Annotated in this window: 10 protein-coding genes and 1 other RNA gene; 9 read left to right on the forward strand and 2 right to left on the reverse strand. The window is 43.2% G+C overall.

Annotated features, from left to right (window positions below; genetic code table 11):
* Positions 1 to 8,250 carry an SIALI-17 repeat-containing surface protein gene (locus HMPREF2655_RS04595; protein ID WP_070837863.1) on the forward strand — a complete coding sequence of 2,750 codons (8,250 nt, stop codon included), beginning with the start codon at positions 1 to 3 and terminating at the stop codon, positions 8,248 to 8,250.
* A gap of 167 nt (positions 8,251 to 8,417) precedes the next feature.
* On the opposite strand, the gene pbp1a is transcribed toward HMPREF2655_RS04595, so the two are convergent.
* Together pbp1a and recU are read right to left on the reverse strand one after the other, a co-directional pair.
* The gene (gene pbp1a / locus HMPREF2655_RS04600; protein ID WP_070837865.1) at positions 8,418 to 10,586 is read right to left on the reverse strand and encodes a penicillin-binding protein PBP1A; all 2,169 of its coding nucleotides are present in this window, start codon (positions 10,584 to 10,586) and stop codon (positions 8,418 to 8,420) included.
* On the reverse strand, positions 10,583 to 11,179 hold the full coding sequence (gene recU / locus HMPREF2655_RS04605) for a Holliday junction resolvase RecU (RefSeq protein WP_070837868.1): 597 nt from the start codon (positions 11,177 to 11,179) through the stop codon (positions 10,583 to 10,585). The genes pbp1a and recU overlap by 4 nt, the downstream gene beginning before the upstream one ends.
* Positions 11,180 to 11,245: 66 nt before the next feature.
* Between recU and HMPREF2655_RS04610 the strand changes: the two genes are divergently transcribed.
* The 8 genes from HMPREF2655_RS04610 to cbpJ all read left to right on the forward strand — a co-directional run.
* Positions 11,246 to 11,773 carry an SLOG family protein gene (locus tag HMPREF2655_RS04610; RefSeq protein WP_070837870.1) on the forward strand — a complete coding sequence of 176 codons (528 nt, stop codon included), beginning with the start codon at positions 11,246 to 11,248 and terminating at the stop codon, positions 11,771 to 11,773.
* A gap of 69 nt (positions 11,774 to 11,842) precedes the next feature.
* Positions 11,843 to 12,172, forward strand: a complete 330-nt coding sequence (gene gpsB / locus HMPREF2655_RS04615; protein ID WP_000146523.1) for a cell division regulator GpsB — start codon at positions 11,843 to 11,845, stop codon at positions 12,170 to 12,172.
* Positions 12,173 to 12,192: 20 nt separating this feature from the next.
* Positions 12,193 to 12,574: RNase P RNA component class B (rnpB, locus tag HMPREF2655_RS04620), an RNA gene on the forward strand.
* Positions 12,575 to 12,657: 83 nt separating this feature from the next.
* Positions 12,658 to 13,815, forward strand: a complete 1,158-nt coding sequence (locus HMPREF2655_RS04625) for a THUMP domain-containing class I SAM-dependent RNA methyltransferase (RefSeq protein ID WP_070837872.1) — start codon at positions 12,658 to 12,660, stop codon at positions 13,813 to 13,815.
* Between the two features lie 12 nt (positions 13,816 to 13,827).
* A complete protein-coding gene (locus HMPREF2655_RS04630) occupies positions 13,828 to 15,273 on the forward strand; it encodes a cell division site-positioning protein MapZ (RefSeq protein ID WP_070837874.1) in 1,446 nt (481 codons plus the stop codon).
* A 75-nt stretch (positions 15,274 to 15,348) separates the two neighbouring features.
* The gene (gene gndA / locus HMPREF2655_RS04635) at positions 15,349 to 16,773 is read left to right on the forward strand and encodes an NADP-dependent phosphogluconate dehydrogenase (RefSeq protein ID WP_000158773.1); all 1,425 of its coding nucleotides are present in this window, start codon (positions 15,349 to 15,351) and stop codon (positions 16,771 to 16,773) included.
* 11 nt (positions 16,774 to 16,784) lie between these two features.
* Positions 16,785 to 17,474, forward strand: a complete 690-nt coding sequence (locus tag HMPREF2655_RS04640; RefSeq protein WP_070837876.1) for a response regulator transcription factor — start codon at positions 16,785 to 16,787, stop codon at positions 17,472 to 17,474.
* A 99-nt stretch (positions 17,475 to 17,573) separates the two neighbouring features.
* On the forward strand, positions 17,574 to 18,464 hold an 891-nt coding region (cbpJ, locus tag HMPREF2655_RS04645; protein WP_070837879.1), incomplete at its 3' end, for a choline-binding protein CbpJ.

The following is an 18,464-nucleotide window of genomic DNA, read 5'->3' on the forward strand; positions in this document are numbered from 1 at the left end:
ATGGATAGACATTTTTTTGAGAAACGCTGTCACTATAGTATAAGAAAATTTGCAATCGGTGCAGCCTCCGTGATGATTGGTGCTAGTATCTTTGGCGCCAATATGGTTCAGGCAGCAGAAACAGCAACACCTTCAGAAACAGAGGGAAGCATCACCCATGTTGAAGCACTGGATAAGTTACCCGATGATTTAGCCAATGCGCTTAAAAAGGCGGATGCAGAAGCTGCAACAGAAGCAAGTCATGAAGAAACTCCAGCGACTGACGAAGGAAGCAATCCTACATCAAGTGAAGAGGCAAAACCAGAGACAAGTCCTACAAGTCCCAAGCCAGCAGAAACGCCGAAACCGGTTGAAACACCAAAGGCAGACAATAAACCAGCTGAAACTGCTACGCCAGCAGCAAAACCAGCTGAAAAGCAAATTGAAGATAGAGAAGATGTCAACCATCTCGAAGGTGCTACTGCTCAGGCGAGCAACCATGAGACTGGTACCAACTTTACTGCGGATAAAGCTATCGACGGAGATGACAATACTCGTTGGGCTACAGATAGAGATGTACCAAAACCAACTTTTGAATTAACTCTTCCAAAAACTACCCTTATCAAGCATGTAGAAATTGACTGGGATCGTCGTCTTCGTAATGGGCAAAATGACCCCAATATCAAATCTTGGAGTCTCTACTATGCAGGTCAAGAAGACGTGGGCGCTAACGGAGAAAAACAATGGAAACTCGCTCATACCAAGACTGGAGATCCTGTTTTAGATGAGAAAGTAGATCTAGTTGAAAGTATTCAAGCTAAATATCTTAAGTTAGAAATTAACGACTATCAAGCGGGAACAATGAACTGGAGAAACGTTGGTATCCAAGAAATTCGAGCTTATTCTAACGTTCCGGACCATAGTAAGGTAACGGATATCCGCCAAGTAACCGAACTAACAGTAGCAGAAGACGGACAGTCTCTTGTCTTACCAACTCTACCAGGAAAAGTCAGCCTCATCGGAAGTAATAAACAAGGTGTGATTGACCTTCAAAATCGTATCCATAAACCTCTGACAGATCAACGCGTCAAGGTCATGGTCCAACAAATCAGAGACAGCCATACTTTCACTAAGGAATTTGAAGTAGTCATCAAGGGGCTACATCAGGACGAAGGTGTGGGTGTGAAACCAAAAGTAGCACCAGCTGTTCAACAATGGTATGGGAAAGAAGGTCAATCTTCTATCACTTCAGATACAGTCCTTGCGACAGGTGATTCTGGCTTTGATCAGGCAGCAACCTTCTACCAGTCAGACCTTGCAAGCCGTGGATTGGAACTAGCAACAGGTGACAAGCAGGCTCAAAAACGAATCGAATTTAAAAAAGTTGAAAACAAGGGTTATGGTAAAGAAGGGTACGGTATCACTATCCAAAATGATGTGATTACCATCGAAGCTGCCACAAACACAGGAGCCTTCTACGCCACTCGGACTCTTCTTCAAATGGGAGAAAGTAACCTCCAAAATGGCGAAATTCGCGATTTCCCAAGTTTCAGCCACCGTGGCTTTATGCTAGATACAGGTCGGAAATTTATTCCTTATGACTCCCTTGTAGACATCATGCTCAACATGGCCTACTACAAGATGAACGACTTGCAGTTGCACCTTAATGATAACTATATCTTCCTAAAGGAACACTTGGCAGGTAAGAATTTAAGTCCAGAAGAACAACTCAAGTATGTACTTGAACATGCCAAGACTGGTTTCCGTGTGGAGACAGACATTGTCGGTAAGAATGGTCAAAAATTGACATCAGATGAGCACTATACCAAGGAAGAAATGCAAAATCTGATTAAACTTGCCAAGGCCTTGCATATCAACCTAGTACCAGAAATTGACACACCAGGTCACGCCTTATCCTTTGTCAAAGTTCGCCCAGACCTCATGTATCAAGGTAGTTTGAGCGATTATGCAGGCAAGCACAATGTTGAGCGCGTAGCCATGCTAGACTTGGATAACAAGTACGAAGAAACTCTTAAATTTGTCAAATCAGTTTATGACAAACTCCTCGATGGTCCAGATGCACCGCTTCATGGGGTATCAACTGTTCATATCGGAACGGATGAATACTATGGCAGCAGAGAAAGTTACCGTCGCTATGTCAATGATTTGACCCAATATATCAAGTCTAAAGGTTACACCCCTCGTATCTGGGGCTCACTCAGTGCGAAACGTGGGAACACTCCTGTTGATTGGAACGGAGTAGAGGTTGATATCTGGAGTATCGGATGGCAACGACCAAATGAAGCCATTGCTCAGGGAGCTAAGATTATCAATATCACGGATGTACCGACCTATAGTGTCCCAAGTGGAAGCAATAGTCAAACAGCCTACGGGGACTATGCTAACTACGAACGTCAGTACAATAGCTGGACACCGAATGATTTTAGAACAGGTGGAGGTCCACTTCTACCAGCTTCTCATCCAAGTATCCTTGGTGGTGGTCACGCAGTTTGGAATGACAATATTGACCTTCATGAGACAGGTTTGACCTCTTATGATATCTTTAAACGCTTCTTCAAGAGCATGCAAACTACTGCGGAACGCACCTGGGGATCCGATCGTGCAGCTGCAACCTTTGCAGAACGCACCCTACCAACGAGCCCTTATGCGCCACAGTCAAATCCTGATAAAGAGATTGATCAAAGCGACTTGTTTACCATCAATTCTGAAACAGTCAAGAACTATGCAAGTAAGAAGGTGAAGGCAAGCGAGCAGGGATTGGCTTTTGAGAAAGACAGCAGTATCGAAGGTTTGGCTGGTGATGTTGGTCCAAGTCACGTCTTGAAGTTTGATGTGACTGTCACTGGAGATGGGGAACAAACCTTCTCAACTAGTGGGGACAATCGTATCTATCTAGCTGATAAAGACGGCTACCTTGCTTATCAATTTGAACAGTTCCATATCCAATTCAATAAAAAACTTGAAAAGAACAAACGTTATCAAATCTCTATCGTGACCAAACCACAATCAACAGAAGTCTATGTGGATGGCGAAAAGATTGAGCGTATCGCAAATCCAGCCCACCCTCGCTTTGCCCACAATAGCTTGGTACTACCGCTTGAAAGCATCGGTGGTTTCAAAGGAATCTTGCATAGTGCAGAGTTGTCAGACAAAGCATTTGTAAATCCTCGTTTGATTTCAAATGATAAGATTACAGCAACCGCAAGCAGTCAGCAACTTCCAGGAAACGCGACTGAAGGCGCTGTTGAAAAGGCCTTTGACAATGATCCAAATACCTTCTGGCATACTAAGTGGACTGGTGACACTGCGCCATACACCCTTACTATGACCTTGAAAGAAGCAGAAAAAGTCAATGGCTTGACCTATCTCCCACGCCCAGGTGGTGGAAATGGTGTTGTGACACGCTACGAAATCTACGCACAAAAAGATGGCCAAATGGTCAAGGTTTCAGAAGGAAACTGGGACAACAACGCCCAAGAAAAAACAGTCAACTTTGCGGCGGTGCATACCAACAAGATTGAGTTGAAAGTATTGGAAGGCGTTGGTGGTTTTGCAAGTGCAGCTGAAGTTCATCTATTAAAACCTGTCAAAGAAGAGCAAGAAACGCCTGCACCAAGTCAACCAGAAAAACCAACTACACCAGAAAAACCAAAAGTAGAGCAAACAGGTGATGGAACAGTTGAATTGGCAGATCAATTCACTGCAAGTAAACCAGCTAGTGAAGACAGCATTGCAGCTGCTAGCAAGAGCGCAGACTATCTCAAGAAAGAGTACAAGGTCTTCCCAACTCCACAAAAAGTGACTTATGGAGAAGGAGTTACAGCTCTTCGTAAGCAAGTCAATCTGGTCATGGGCGATCAACTCGATGTCTATACTCGCAATCGCTTGAAGAGTGTCTTGCAGGACAATCAAGTATCTTATACAACTGGTAAGGCAGCAATCGCTGGCGCAACCAACATCTATCTTGGAGTGCATGGACAAGGTTCACAAGCAGAGCAAAACTTGTCCAAGGTTTCAGCAGGTCTCTTTGACAAGATTGACGCCTATGTCTTGAGTATCAAGGATAATTCGATTTCTATCGTCGGAAAAGACACTGATGCAGTCTTCTATGGTTTGACAACCTTGAAACACATGCTCAAGGAAAGCCAAGTACCAGTCCTTCGCAATGTAACAGTAGAAGATTACGCAGAGCTCAAGAACCGTGGTTTCATCGAAGGATACTATGGAAACCCATGGTCGAATGCCGATCGTGCAGAACTCATGCGTTTTGGTGGCGATTTGAAATTGAACCAATACTTCTTTGCACCAAAAGATGATCCATACCACAACAAGAAATGGCGTGAACTCTATCCGGAAGAAAAACTAGCTGAAATCCGTGAACTTGCTCGTGTCGGAAATCAAAGTAAAACACGCTATGTCTGGACTATCCATCCATTCATGAACAACCGTATCCGCTTTGGCAATGAAGCGCATTACCAAGAAGATTTGGCAACCATCAAGGCCAAATTTACCCAGTTGATGAAAGTGGGTGTCCGCGAATTTGGTATCCTTGCAGATGATGCTCCAAGCCCAGTCGGAGGCTACAATAGCTACAACCGCTTGATGCAAGATATGACCAAGTGGTTGACTGAAATGCAGGGAACTTACAGCGGTCTTCGTAAAGAAATGATCTTTGTTCCTGGCCAGTATTGGGGTAATGGACGTGAAGATGAGTTGAAATCCCTCAATGAAAATCTCCCAAGTTCAACATCAATGACCTTGACGGGTGGTAAGATTTGGGGTGAAGTCTCTGAAAGCTTCCTTTCAACTCTCAAGAACAATCTATCCGCAGGTGGCAAGACCTATCGCCCAGTTTCACTTTGGATTAACTGGCCTGTAACAGATAACTCGAAACAACACTTGATTCTAGGTGGTGGTGAGAAATTCCTTCATCCAAATGTGGATCCAAGCTTGCTGTCTGGTATCATGTTGAACCCAATGCAACAGTCTGAACCATCTAAGATTGCCCTCTTTTCAGGAGCTCAATACTCATGGAAACAGTGGAAATCAGAAGAAGAAGCTAAGAAAATCAATGATATTGCCTTCAACTTTGTAGAAAATGGTCATTTTGAAGATAGCAAGGTATCAGCAGCCTTCCGTGAACTTGGTAAGCACATGATCAACCAAAACATGGATAATCGTGTCGTCAAACTAGAAGAATCTGTAGACTTGGCTCCAAAATTAACAGACTTCATGACCAAGCTCAAAGCAGGTCAGGATGTGACTGCCGAACGTGCAGCCTTGCGAGCTGAATTTGCCAAGATTAAAGATGCAGCCGAACTTTATAAAGCATCAGGCGATAAAAAAATGGTTGCCCAAATCCACTATTGGTTGGATAATGCAATCGACCAAATGAATGCCCTCGATGCCTTCCTTACAGGAACTGAAGCCATGGCTACAAACGATGCAGCCAAACTTTGGGATAGCTACTATAAAGGTTTGAAATTGTACGAACAGTCTCAAACTCACACCTTCCATTATGTAGACCATATGGAAAAAGCTGAATTGGGTGTTCAACATATTCGTCCATTTATCCTATCCCTGAAAGAAGTTCTAGCGTCTGAAGTTCAAAAAGTCTTGCACCCAGACCAAATCATCAGTACCTTTATTACCAATCGAACAGGTGTAGAGGGTGGTTTGGCAGAAGTAACGGATGGCGATTTGGCAACTCATGCGATTATTAAATCACCAAATAGCATCAAGACAGGTGATTATATTGGTATGAAGTTCAACAAACCGATAGCGATTCAAACATTGACCTTTGCTATGGGAACGCAGGCAAATCCACGTGATACCTTTAGTAAGGCAGAAGTGCAGTATCAAGATGAAAACGATAACTGGGTAACCTTGAAAGAGCCAAGCTATGTCGGAAATGAATCCCTGCTTAAGTTTGAGAATCTCAATATCAAGGCCAAGGCAGTTCGCATGATTGCGACAGCAGATCGCGAGAATACTTGGTTTGCAGTTCAGGAAATTGCAGTCAACCGTCCAGTTGAAAAAGTTCGTAGCCAACAAGTAACGACAGTTAGTCTAAGCTCAAACTTAGTTTACAAACTAAATACTTCAGCCCGTCAAATCACTGATGGCAAGGACAATACAGAAGCCATGATGGCAAATGCTGACGGTAGCAATACGACACCAGTAGATGCTTGGGCACAACTTGACCTCGGTGAAGTCAAGTCAGTCACTAAAGTACGACTTCGCCAAGGAACAGGTGATAAACTTGCAGCAGGTGTGCTTGAGTATTCTACAGACGGTACTACTTGGCAGGAACTCGATCGCTTGTCAGGTGAGCAAACCAAGGAAGTGACTAGAGCGATCAATGCTCGTTACATCCGAGTCCGCAATACCAAGGCACTCGACCTCTGGTGGCGTATCCAGGACTTCTCTGTTGAGACACGCTCTGGAAACAGCGAGTTAACAGACACCAACGTCGATGCCTTGAAGGAAACGCCGGTAGTGGATAGCTTGGGACATTATGAACTTCAAATTCCAGCTGGAACTAAACTTCCTGCAAATAGCTATCTAGGTATGAAACTTGACCGTATCCATCAAATCAAGAGCATCCAGCTCAAAGGTCAGGCCAACCCAGCTCTTAGTCTTGAGTACTCTGCAAATGCGCAAGAATGGACGCCGGCTAGCCAGTTGACTGACAGATCTGTAGTGAGCCACTTGGTACGTTATGTTCGTTTGGTCAATAAAACAGATCAGGAACAAGCTGTGACAGCCACTTCTCTCCTTGTGACAACCAAAGAAGTGCAACCAACCAAACTAGAATCTACAACTATGGGCATTCATCCAACTTACGGAAGCAATGATGTTCGTAAACTGAACAACCTAGATCAACTATTTGACGGTGTTTACAACAACTTTGTTGAGTTTTCAGATTACGCCCATAAAGATGGTCACGTAACCTTGAAACTTGGCAGTGAACGTACCATCAAGAAAATCAGAGCCTACATCCAAGACGGAACTCAAAACTACCTTCGTGATGGTAAGATTCAAGTCAGCCAAGACGGTAAAACTTGGACAGATGTCGTGACAGTAGGAGATGGTGTAGCCAATAGCCAACACGATGATTCATTGACAGATGGTTGGACACACGATTCTAAGATGCCAGGAAATCGCTATATCGAGGGTGAATTGACGACACCAGTTAAAGCTAACTATCTCCGTGTCCTCTATACAGCAGACTATGATGCCCGTTTTGTAGGCTTTACAGAATTGGTCATCAACGATGGTGAATTTGTCAAACCAATCAATGATCCAACAGTAGAAGGAAACGGTGGAGAAAGCCAAGGCAACTTCTACAATAATCTTGTAGACGGAAAAGTCTTGACCAGCTACAAGTCTGAAAAAGAAAAGGGGGAGTTGGTGTATCACTTGTCTGAGCCGACCAATGCTAACCACCTTCGTCTCGTTTCCAGTCTTCCTGAAGGAGCTAAGGCACGTGTTCTTGCTAGAACACTCAAGGATGGTCAAGACAGTTGGCTAGACCTCGGTGCCATTACATCCAGTCTCCAAACTTTCGCTATCCGAAATGGTGGCTCTCTTCTAGACGTCAAATTAGTCTGGGAAGGTGGCAAGGCTGAGTTTTATGAATTGGCAAGCTTCCATCAAGAATTAACAGAAGAACCTGTTCAGTCAAGTAAGGGCGAAGAACCAGCACCCGTTCTTGAGGTTCTTGAATTCACAGGTGGTGTCAATGCAGTTGAAGCCCTAGTACATGAACTTCCAGAGTACACAGGCGCATTAGCAACAGTAGGTGACCAAGCGGCTCCAACAGTAGAGAAACCTGAGTTCAAGGGCGGTGTCAATGCAGTTGAAGCCTTGGTACATGAGCTTCCAGAATACACAGGCCCAGTAGCGACAGTAGGAGACCAAGCTGCTCCAACAGTAGAGAAACCTGAGTTCAAGGGTGGTGTCAATGCAGTGATGGCTCTAGTGCATGAATTGCCAGAATACACAGGCCCGCTAGCAACAGTAGGAGACCAAGCTGCTCCAATGGTAGAGAAACCTGAGTTTAAACTGAGCTCACTTGCTTCAGATGAAGGTAAGACTCCAGATCATAAACAAGAAATTGCTAGACAAGAAACAGCAAAACAGAGCTTGCCAGCAACAGGTGAGAGTCAATCTGACACAGCCCTCTTCCTAGCAGGTGTTAGCCTAGCCCTATCTGCTCTCTTTGTAGCAAAAACAAAGAAAGACTAGTATTTAGTAAAACCTCTTAACAAGATTACGAAATCCGTTTCCTATCTTTCCCAATGAGGTTTATAGTACAGAAAAAGCCTGAGAAGATGTCTTCTCAGGCTTTTGTTAAGCACATAAATGCAATAGTGCTATGAAAAAATCACCCAGAAAAATCCGGGTGATAAATGTTATGGTTGTGCTGGTTGAGGACTCTGATTTTGGTTCTGGTTTTGTTGACCAGGCGTTGTATTTGGTTGCTGGTTATTGGTATTATTGTTTGCACTATTATTCGTGCTTGGAGTAGTTGAGCTTGACTGTGAAGTTGAACTTTCTGATGTCGAGCTCGAACTTTCTGGTGTTGGGGCCTGTTGCGGAGCAGGAGCAGTCCATGCAGAACGAGCACCGTTTTTAAAGACGAACTCACCACTTCGATAGAGGCCTTCTGGCATAGTCCAGTCGCCAGGGTTGTTATCCTCAGACAGATAAGTCATCATTGAACGGTAGACCTTCGCTGCAACATAGAAGCCATCACCAACGATAGGAGTAAGGCGGTTTGAGTAACCTGTCCACACAGCCATTGAATATTTGCGAGTATAACCAACAAACATTTCGTCTGGAGCTACATAACCAGTATTTTTGATGTAGTTTTCAATTTCATCATCTGTATAGTTTGATGTACCAGTCTTACCAGCTTGAGGTAGCCAAGGGAGATAAGCACCACGACCCGTTCCGTATGCCAAGACAGTCTTCATCATTTCTGTCATCATATAGGCGGTCGTCTCTTTCATGGCACGAGTACCAGGATCAGCGTATTCTTTTGAGCTACCATCGCTAAAGACGATTTTATTGATATACATTGGTTTATGGTAGATACCACCGTTAGCAAAAGCAGCGTAAGCAGCAGCCATTTTCTCACTACTTGCTCCGTACTTTTTGTTTGACTCAGTCGTATTACTTGAAATCGCGTTGGCATAGTGCATATCCGGATAGTCAATACCGATTCCATTTAGGAAGGTCTTGGCTCTATCCAAACCGACTTTGTTCAAGGTTTCTACAGCAGTAACGTTCCGTGATTGTTGGAGCGCATACTGGATGGTGATGTTTCCAAAATAACTTCTATCCCAGTTGTAAACAGGGGTATCTGTTCCAGGATAGTTGTAAGGAACATCATGTACAATCGAAGCAGTTGAGTCGTAGATGTCATACTCCAAGGCAGGAGCATAGTCTGTGATTGGCTTCATGGTAGAACCCCAGTCACGGTTAGTTTCAACAGCTTGGTTGATTCCGAAGGAAACATTACTTGATTGGTGACGAGAACCTAACTGAGCAATGACTTTCCCGTTTGTTACGTCCACAATCGTTGAAGCTACTTGCATTTCATCGTCAGGATAGTTGACATACTCGTCGGTATTGTAGATATCCCAGAGATGTTGTTGAACTTTAGGATCAACGTTGGTGTAGACGTCCATACCAGTTGTTAAGAGGTTGTAGCCTGTTTCTTGTTCGACTTGATCGATTACCTCTTTGAGATAGTTGTCCATGTATGGAGGATAACTATTAGCCGATTTTAGACTTTGAAGTCCATCTGTAATCGGAGTATTAATCGCTTTTTCATATTGCTCAGCTGAAATGTAACCTTGCCCCTTCATCTCAGAGAGGACGAGATTACGACGTTCTTGAGCAGCTTCTGGATGCGAGTATGGATCATACTGGTTTGGAGCCTGAGGCATCCCGGCAAGGAGAGCCAATTGAGGAATACTTAGATCTTTGAGATCTTTGCCATAGTAACTTTGGGCAGCTGTCTGCATTCCGTAGTTACCGTTTGACATGTAAACCTTGTTGATGTAGTAGGTCAAGATCTCTTGTTTAGTCGCTTTTTGTTCTAGCTGAACGGCGAGCCATGCCTCCTGAGCCTTACGAGAAAGGGTTTGATCAGAAGTTGACGTAGAGAAGTAAGTTAATTTAATCAACTGCTGCGTCAAGGTGGAAGCTCCTTGCAGACCTCCACCACCACGAAGGTTTCGGAGGGTAGCACCTAGGATACGAATCGTGTCGATTCCTCGGTGATTAAAGAAGCGATGGTCCTCAATCGAAACGATAGCGTTGACCAAATCGGTCGGTATTTCGTTTGCTTGGGCATTGACCCGACGTTCCGATCCAAGATCAGCGATAAGCTCGTCATTGCTATCGTAGATTTTACTTGACGTTGTAGCAACTAGTTTACTTTCAGAAAGTTCTGGAGCTTTGCTAACATAGTAGAGGAAGAGACCTCCACCTAGCATTACAGCTGCGATAAATACAGTTAAGAGACTGATGCTGACATACTTAGCTATTCGCAGAAAAGTTTGTTTGTTCATCTTGTTTTACCACCTAGTAAATGTTCTTTGATAATGTCGAGGTAGGGAATTTGAGGAAAGGCACCCGGCTCAATCCTATATCCATTTTCTCGAATATATCCAAGTGGCATTGACTTCTGTCCCTTATCTTGATGATAGAAACGGATGAGGTCAATAGCCGGCAATAAGTAGGTTTCTTGCTGAGAAGAAAAGTGAAGGAGTACAAAGCAGATTCCTTGCTGGGCAAGGACTTGTTCCATATGCTGGATCTGATGGAGATGAAAATTCTTCATCGGTATCGCATGTTTTTGCCTGGTTTCCTTTGCTTCAAAGTCGATGTAGTATCCATCATAAACCCCTGAATAGTCAGTAGTTGAGGCTTGTCTAAAGTAGGCTTCAACAATCTTGGCCCGACTTCGTTGGGGATAGTCGACACGTACGATTTGGATGGGAGTCGGTTTCTTGTGAATCACTGCTAACCCATGCGACAAATAGTAGTCGTTCGTAGCATTGATCATCATTTCAAAAGACATTCCCCGATTTGCGAAATTTTTAGTTTGTGACAGGGGTGCTTGTCTCTTTTGAGATGAAATTTTATGTGGATAGTTGACCATAATTCTCCTTATTGGTACAATAACATCACTCTATTATATCATAAATTTACAAAGAAAGGGTTAAAAATGACATCAGCCTTGATTTTAGGCTATTCAGCCTTCGACCTTGGTCTCTTTAATGACAAGGATATTCGCGTTGATATTATCAAAACAGCCATTCGGAGAGACCTGGAACGTCTAGCTGAGGATGGGGTGACCTGGCTTGTCTTTACAGGGACTTTGGGCTTTGAGTACTGGGCGCTTCAGGTGGCAAAAGACATGAAAGCAGACTATGGATTTCAACTGGCGACCATTTTTGATTTTGAAACCCATGGCAGTAATTGGAATGAAGCAAATCAAGCAAAATTAAGTGAGTTCAAGCAGGTTGATTTTGTTAAATACGCCTATCCACAATATGAGCACAAGGGACAACTACGCGATTATCAGAAATTTCTGCTGGAAAATACAGATACTTGTTACCTTTTTTACGACGAAGAAAAGGAAACCAAGTTACGATATTTTTACCAAATGATGAAAAATCAAGCGGACTATGTTACAAGAAGATTAACATTTGAGGACTTGAATGAAATAGTAGAAAATTTTTCTGAAAAGTAAGCCTTTGACCTTGATTTTTACTTGTCTTTTTTTATATAATAATACTAGTAACCCAGAATGGAGAGAGACATGGCAAGTATTATATTTTCAGCGAAAGATATTTTTGAACAAGAATTTGGACGTGAAGTACGTGGATATAGCAAAGCAGAGGTAGATGAATTCCTAGACGATGTGATTAAGGATTATGAAACCTACGCAGCTTTGGTCAAATCCCTTCGTCAAGAGATTGCTGATTTGAAGGAAGAATTATCTCATAAACCACAGGTAGCTCCAACTCAACCAGACTCTATTGAAGTAACAGCTTCTACTTCAATGACAAACTTTGATATTTTGAAACGCTTAAATCGTCTCGAAAAAGAAGTATTTGGTAAGCAAATCTTAGACAACCAAGATTTATAATTGACTAAGGAATGAGTGCAATTTTTGGATAATCGCGTGAAGAGGTTCTCTTTTCATGAGGAAAGTCCATGCTAGCACAGGCTGTGATGCCTGTAGTGTTTGTGCTAGGCGAATCCATAAGCCTAGGGACGAGAAATCGTTACGGCAGTCGAAATGGCTAAGTCTTCGGATAGGTCAGAATAGGCTTGAAAGTGCCACAGTGACGGAGTCTTTCTGGAAACAGAGAGAGTGGAACGCGGTAAACCCCTCAAGCTAGCAACCCAAATTTTGGTCGGGGCATGGAGTGCACGGAAACGAACGTAGTACTCTGACTGCTAGCAGATTTATGCTGTTAGCGGTAGACAGATGATTATCGAAGGAAGTGGTCCTAGTCACTTCTGGAACAAAACATGGCTTATAGAAAATTGCATATAGGTTGGGGCTGAGAAATCTTTCTCAACCTCATTTTTTAAAGTGAACAAGAGAAAGGTCTTGCAAGACTAGAAATGAAAGAACAATTTAATTTAATCGCAACTGCTGCGGCGGGTCTCGAGGCTGTCGTTGGACGTGAGGTGCGAGACCTTGGTTATGATTGCCAGGTTGAAAATGGGCGTGTCCGCTTCCAAGGAGATGTGAAGGCAATCATCGAGACCAATCTTTGGCTTCGCGCAGCGGATCGCATCAAGATTGTAGTCGGAAGTTTTCCAGCTAAGACTTTTGAAGAGCTTTTTCAAGGTGTTTTTGCTCTAGATTGGGAAAACTATCTCCCGTTAGGAGCACGTTTCCCGATATCAAAGGCAAAATGTGTTAAGTCTAAACTCCACAACGAGCCCAGTGTTCAGGCTATCTCTAAGAAGGCTGTTGTCAAGAAATTACAAAAACACTATGCCCGTCCAGAAGGAGTTCCCTTGATGGAAACTGGTCCCGAGTTTAAGATTGGGGTATCTATCCTGAAAGATGTGGCAACTGTCATGATTGACACGACAGGTTCTAGCCTTTTTAAACGTGGTTATCGTACGGAAAAGGGTGGAGCACCCATCAAGGAAAATATGGCAGCGGCCATTTTACAACTCTCTAACTGGTATCCAGACAAGCCCTTGATTGATCCGACCTGTGGTTCAGGAACATTCTGTATCGAGGCGGCTATGATTGCTAGAAAGATGGCTCCAGGACTTCGCCGTTCCTTTGCTTTTGAGGAATGGAACTGGGTCAGCGATCGGTTAATCCAGGAAGTTCGCACAGAGGCGGCTAAGAAAATTGATCGTGAACTTGAGCTGGACATTATGGGCTGTGATATCGATGCTCGCATGGTGGAAATTGCCAAGGCAAATGCTCAAGCAGCAGGCGTCGCAGGTGATATCACCTTTAAGCAAATGCGGGTACAGGACTTGCGCACAGATAAGATTAATGGCGTTATCATTTCCAATCCACCATATGGGGAACGCTTGTCTGATGATGCAGGAGTTACCAAGCTCTATGCTGAGATGGGACAAGTCTTTGCACCACTGAAAACGTGGAGTAAGTTTATCCTGACGAGTGACGAAGCTTTTGAAAGCAAGTACGGAAGTCCAGCTGATAAAAAACGAAAACTCTATAACGGGACCTTAAAAGTGGATTTGTATCAATACTTTGGTCAGCGTGTCAAACGCCAAGAGGTAAAATAGAAAGGTGAACTCATGAGTAAGAAAAGACGTGATCGTCATAAAAAAGGACATCAAGAACCACAATTCGACTTTGACGAAGCAAAAGACTTGACTGTTGGTCAAGTCATTCGTAAGAATGAAGAGGTCGAAGCAGGAGTATTGCCTGAGGACAGTATCTTAGACAAATACATCAAACAACACCGTGAAGAGATTGAAGCTGACAAGTTTGAAACTCGTCAGTTTAAAAAAGAAGAACTGGCTTCTACTCAAAACCTAGAGGAAATGATCCAAGAAGTGCGAGAATCTAGTGAGACTTCTGATCAGGTAGACGATTCAGACCTGGTTGCTGAGGAATCTATTGAAGAGATAGAAAATGAAGAGACTACTCAGTTTGTTCCACCACTTCAAGATGAAGAAGGTGCTGAAATAGAGCCTCTCGTTTTAACAGAAACAGAGCCCAAGGAAATAAATGAGGAACAAGAAGAGGCGACCTATACACCTCTATCACGTTCGGCTCAAACAGAACCTGAAGCAGGCTCTAAGAAGAAAGGTGTCATCATCATTGCTTCTGTAGTAGCTGCAATCCTTGTGCTTGCTGGAACATATTATGTCTACCGTCAAGTATCTCGTTCAAACCAAGAAATCCAGTCTTCTCAAGCAGCCTCTTCGGATGATCAAGGGACACAAACAGCTTTGAAAGACTTCAATGATCTCTATGATACTTTCTATACAGATGCTAATAAGACAGCTCTGAAAAACAGCCAGTTTGATAAATTGAGCCAACTGAAAACCTTGCTAGATAAGTTAGAAGGTAGCCGTGATTATACACTAGCTAAGTCAAGATATGATAGTCTAGCAACTCAAATTAAGGCCATTCAAGATGTTAATGCCCTCTTTGAAAGCCCAGCAATCACTGACGGTGTCTTGGATACCAATGCGAAAGCCAAAGCGGATGCTAAATTTACAGAAATCAAGACAGGGAACACAGAACTAGACAAACTCTTGGATAAGGCCATTAGTCTTGGCAAGAGTCAACAAACCAGTGCTTCCAGCTCAAGTTCGAGCTCTAGCACGAGTCAAGCAAGCTCAAGTTCAGCTACAGAAAGCAATGCAAGCAGTACGACACCTTCAACCAGCACTACGGCACCAGCTAGAGACACAAATGGTGGTTTGTCTGGCGATGGGGTTAATCTTCAAAGAAGTGCTAGTCGTGTACCGTACAACCAATCAGCTGTAGATGATAGCAATAACCCTGCTTGGACCTTTACGGATGGTGTATTGGAACAAGTCCTAGCAACATCACGTGCTCGTGGCTATATCACTGGAAATCAATATATCCTAGAACGTGTCAATATCGTAAACGGAAATGGTTATTACAACCTCTATAAACCAGATGGAACCTATCTCTTCACCCTCAACTGTAAGACAGGTTACTTTGTAGGGAATGGTTCTGGTCATGCAGATGACTTGGACTACTAGGACTCCGTTACAAAATTCTTTCCTTTCATAGGTAAAAATGATAAAATAAAACATATTAAACAAGAGGAGTGTCACATGACAAAAGCTAACTTTGGTGTCGTTGGTATGGCCGTAATGGGTCGTAACCTTGCCCTAAATATCGAATCTCGTGGTTACACAGTTGCTATCTACAATCGTAGTAAAGAAAAAACTGAAGATGTAATTGCTTGCCATCCTGAAAAGAACTTTGTGCCAAGCTATGACGTGGAAAGCTTTGTAAACTCAATCGAAAAACCTCGTCGTATCATGCTGATGGTTCAAGCTGGACCTGGTACAGACGCAACTATCCAAGCCCTTCTTCCACACCTTGACAAGGGAGATATCTTGATTGACGGAGGAAACACTTTCTACAAAGATACCATCCGCCGTAATGAAGAATTGGCAAACTCAGGCATCAACTTTATCGGTACGGGGGTTTCTGGTGGTGAAAAAGGTGCCCTTGAAGGTCCGTCTATCATGCCTGGTGGACAAAAAGAAGCCTACGAATTGGTTGCGGATGTTCTCGAAGAAATCTCAGCTAAAGCACCAGAAGATGGAAAACCATGTGTGACTTACATCGGTCCTGATGGAGCTGGTCACTATGTGAAAATGGTCCACAACGGTATCGAGTATGGTGACATGCAATTGATCGCAGAAAGCTACGACCTCATGCAACACTTGCTTGGCCTTTCTGCAGAAGACATGGCAGAAATTTTTACTGAGTGGAACAAGGGCGAGTTGGACAGCTACTTGATCGAAATCACAGCTGATATCTTGAGCCGTAAAGATGATGAAGGTCAAGATGGACCAATCGTAGACTATATCCTTGATGCTGCAGGCAACAAGGGAACTGGTAAATGGACTAGCCAATCAGCTCTTGACCTTGGTGTGCCATTGTCACTCATCACTGAGTCAGTATTTGCGCGTTACATCTCTACATACAAAGAAGAGCGTGTACATGCTAGCAAGGTGCTTCCAAAACCAGCTACTTTCAAATTTGAAGGTGACAAGGCTGAGTTGATTGAAAAGATCCGTCAAGCCCTTTACTTCTCAAAAATCATCTCATACGCACAAGGTTTTGCTCAATTGCATGTGGCTTCTAAAGAAAATAACTGGAACTTGCCATTTGCGGACATCGCATCTATCTGGCGTGATGGCTGTATCATCCGTTCTCGTTTCTTGCAAAAGATCACAGATGCCTACAACCGTGATGCAGACCTTGCAAACCTTCTCTTGGATGAATACTTCTTGGATGTCACTGCCAAGTACCAACAAGCAGTGCGTGATATCGTAGCTCTTGCTGTTCAAGCTGGTGTACCAGTGCCAACCTTCTCAGCAGCTATTACTTACTTTGATAGCTACCGTTCAGCTGACCTTCCTGCTAACTTGATCCAAGCGCAACGTGACTACTTTGGTGCCCACACTTACCAACGTAAAGACAAAGAAGGAACATTCCACTACTCTTGGTATGACGAAAAATAAGTAGGTCTGCCATGGGGAAACGGATTTTATTACTTGAGAAAGAACGAAATCTCGCTCATTTTCTCAGTCTGGAACTCCAAAAAGAGCAATACCGTGTTGATCTGGTCGAGGAGGGGCAAAAAGCCCTCTCCATGGCTCTCCAGACAGATTATGACTTGATTTTACTGAATGCTCGTCTGGGGGATATGACGGCCCAGGATTTTGCAGAGAGGCTGAGTCGGACAAAACCTGCCTCAGTGATCATGGTCTTGGACCATCGCGAAGAATTGCAAGACCAGATTGAGACAATCCAGCGCTTCGCCGTTTCTTACATCTATAAGCCAGTGATTATTGATCAGCTGGTGGCTCGTATTTCAGCGATTTTCCGAGGTCGGGACTTTATCGACCAACATTGTAGTCAGATGAAGGTCCCAACGTCTTACCGCAATTTGCGTATGGATATAGAACATCATACCGTTTATCGTGGCGAGGAGATGATTGCTCTGACGCGCCGTGAGTATGACCTTTTGGCCACTCTCATGGGAAGCAAGAAGGTCTTGACTCGTGAGCAGTTGTTGGAAAGTGTTTGGAAGTACGAAAGTGCGACAGAAACCAATATCGTGGATGTTTATATCCTTTATCTACGTAGCAAGCTTGATGTAAAAGGTCAAAAAAGCTACATTAAAACCGTGCGTGGTGTTGGTTACACCATGCAAGAATAGAAAAGCAGTTGCAGTTGTGTAACTGCTTTTTTTGAGAAGTTTCTATATATTGACATACAATAAAGTCTTTGCTACAATCAGTTATGGAGGAAAGATCTAATGAAAAAATTTAAAATAATGATGCAAGTTGGACTGACAGTCTTTTTCTTTGCTTTGTTAGCGACAAGCACCGTCTTTGCGGATGATGTTGATTCAGAAGGCTGGCAATTTGTCCAAGAAAATGGTAGAACCTACTACAAGAAGGGTGACATCAAAGAAACGGACTGGCGAGTGATTGATGGCAAGACCTATTATTTTGATTATAATGGTGAAATGGTTGTTGGTTGGCAATATATTCCAATGCCAGTTAAAGGATATACAATTGGTCCTTACCCAAATGGTATCAGATTAGAAGGTTCCCCAATGCCAGAATGGTACTACTTTGACAAAAATGGAGTGCTACAAGAGTTTGTTGGTTGGAAAGCATTAGAGGTTAAAACTAAAGACAGTGTTGGAAGAAAGTATGGGGAAAAACGTACAAACCCAGAAGATAAAGAAGAGAAGAGTTTTTACACGAACTATTACTTTAATCAAGATCATTCTTTAGAGACAGGTTGGCTTTATGACCAGTCTAATTGGTATTATTTAGCTAAAACGGAAATTAATGGAGAAAACTATATTAGTGGTGAAAGACGTGCAGGTTGGATAAACGATGATTCAACTTGGTATTATCTCGATGCAACAACTGGCATTATGCAAACTGGTTGGAAGCAAATTGGCAATAAGTGGTACTACCTCCGTTCATCAGGAGCTATGACAACTGGCTGGTATCAGGAAGGCTCAACTTGGTACTATTTAGATGCTGAAAATGGCGATATGAAAACAGGCTGGCAATATCTTGGTAACAAGTGGTACTACCTTCGTTCATCAGGAGCCATGGCAACTGGTTGGGTGAAAGATGGTTCAACTTGGTACTACCTAAATGCAAGTAATGGAGATATGAAGACAGGT

The organism is Streptococcus sp. HMSC066F01 (assembly GCF_001837335.1).
Classification (GTDB): domain Bacteria; phylum Bacillota; class Bacilli; order Lactobacillales; family Streptococcaceae; genus Streptococcus; species Streptococcus oralis_S.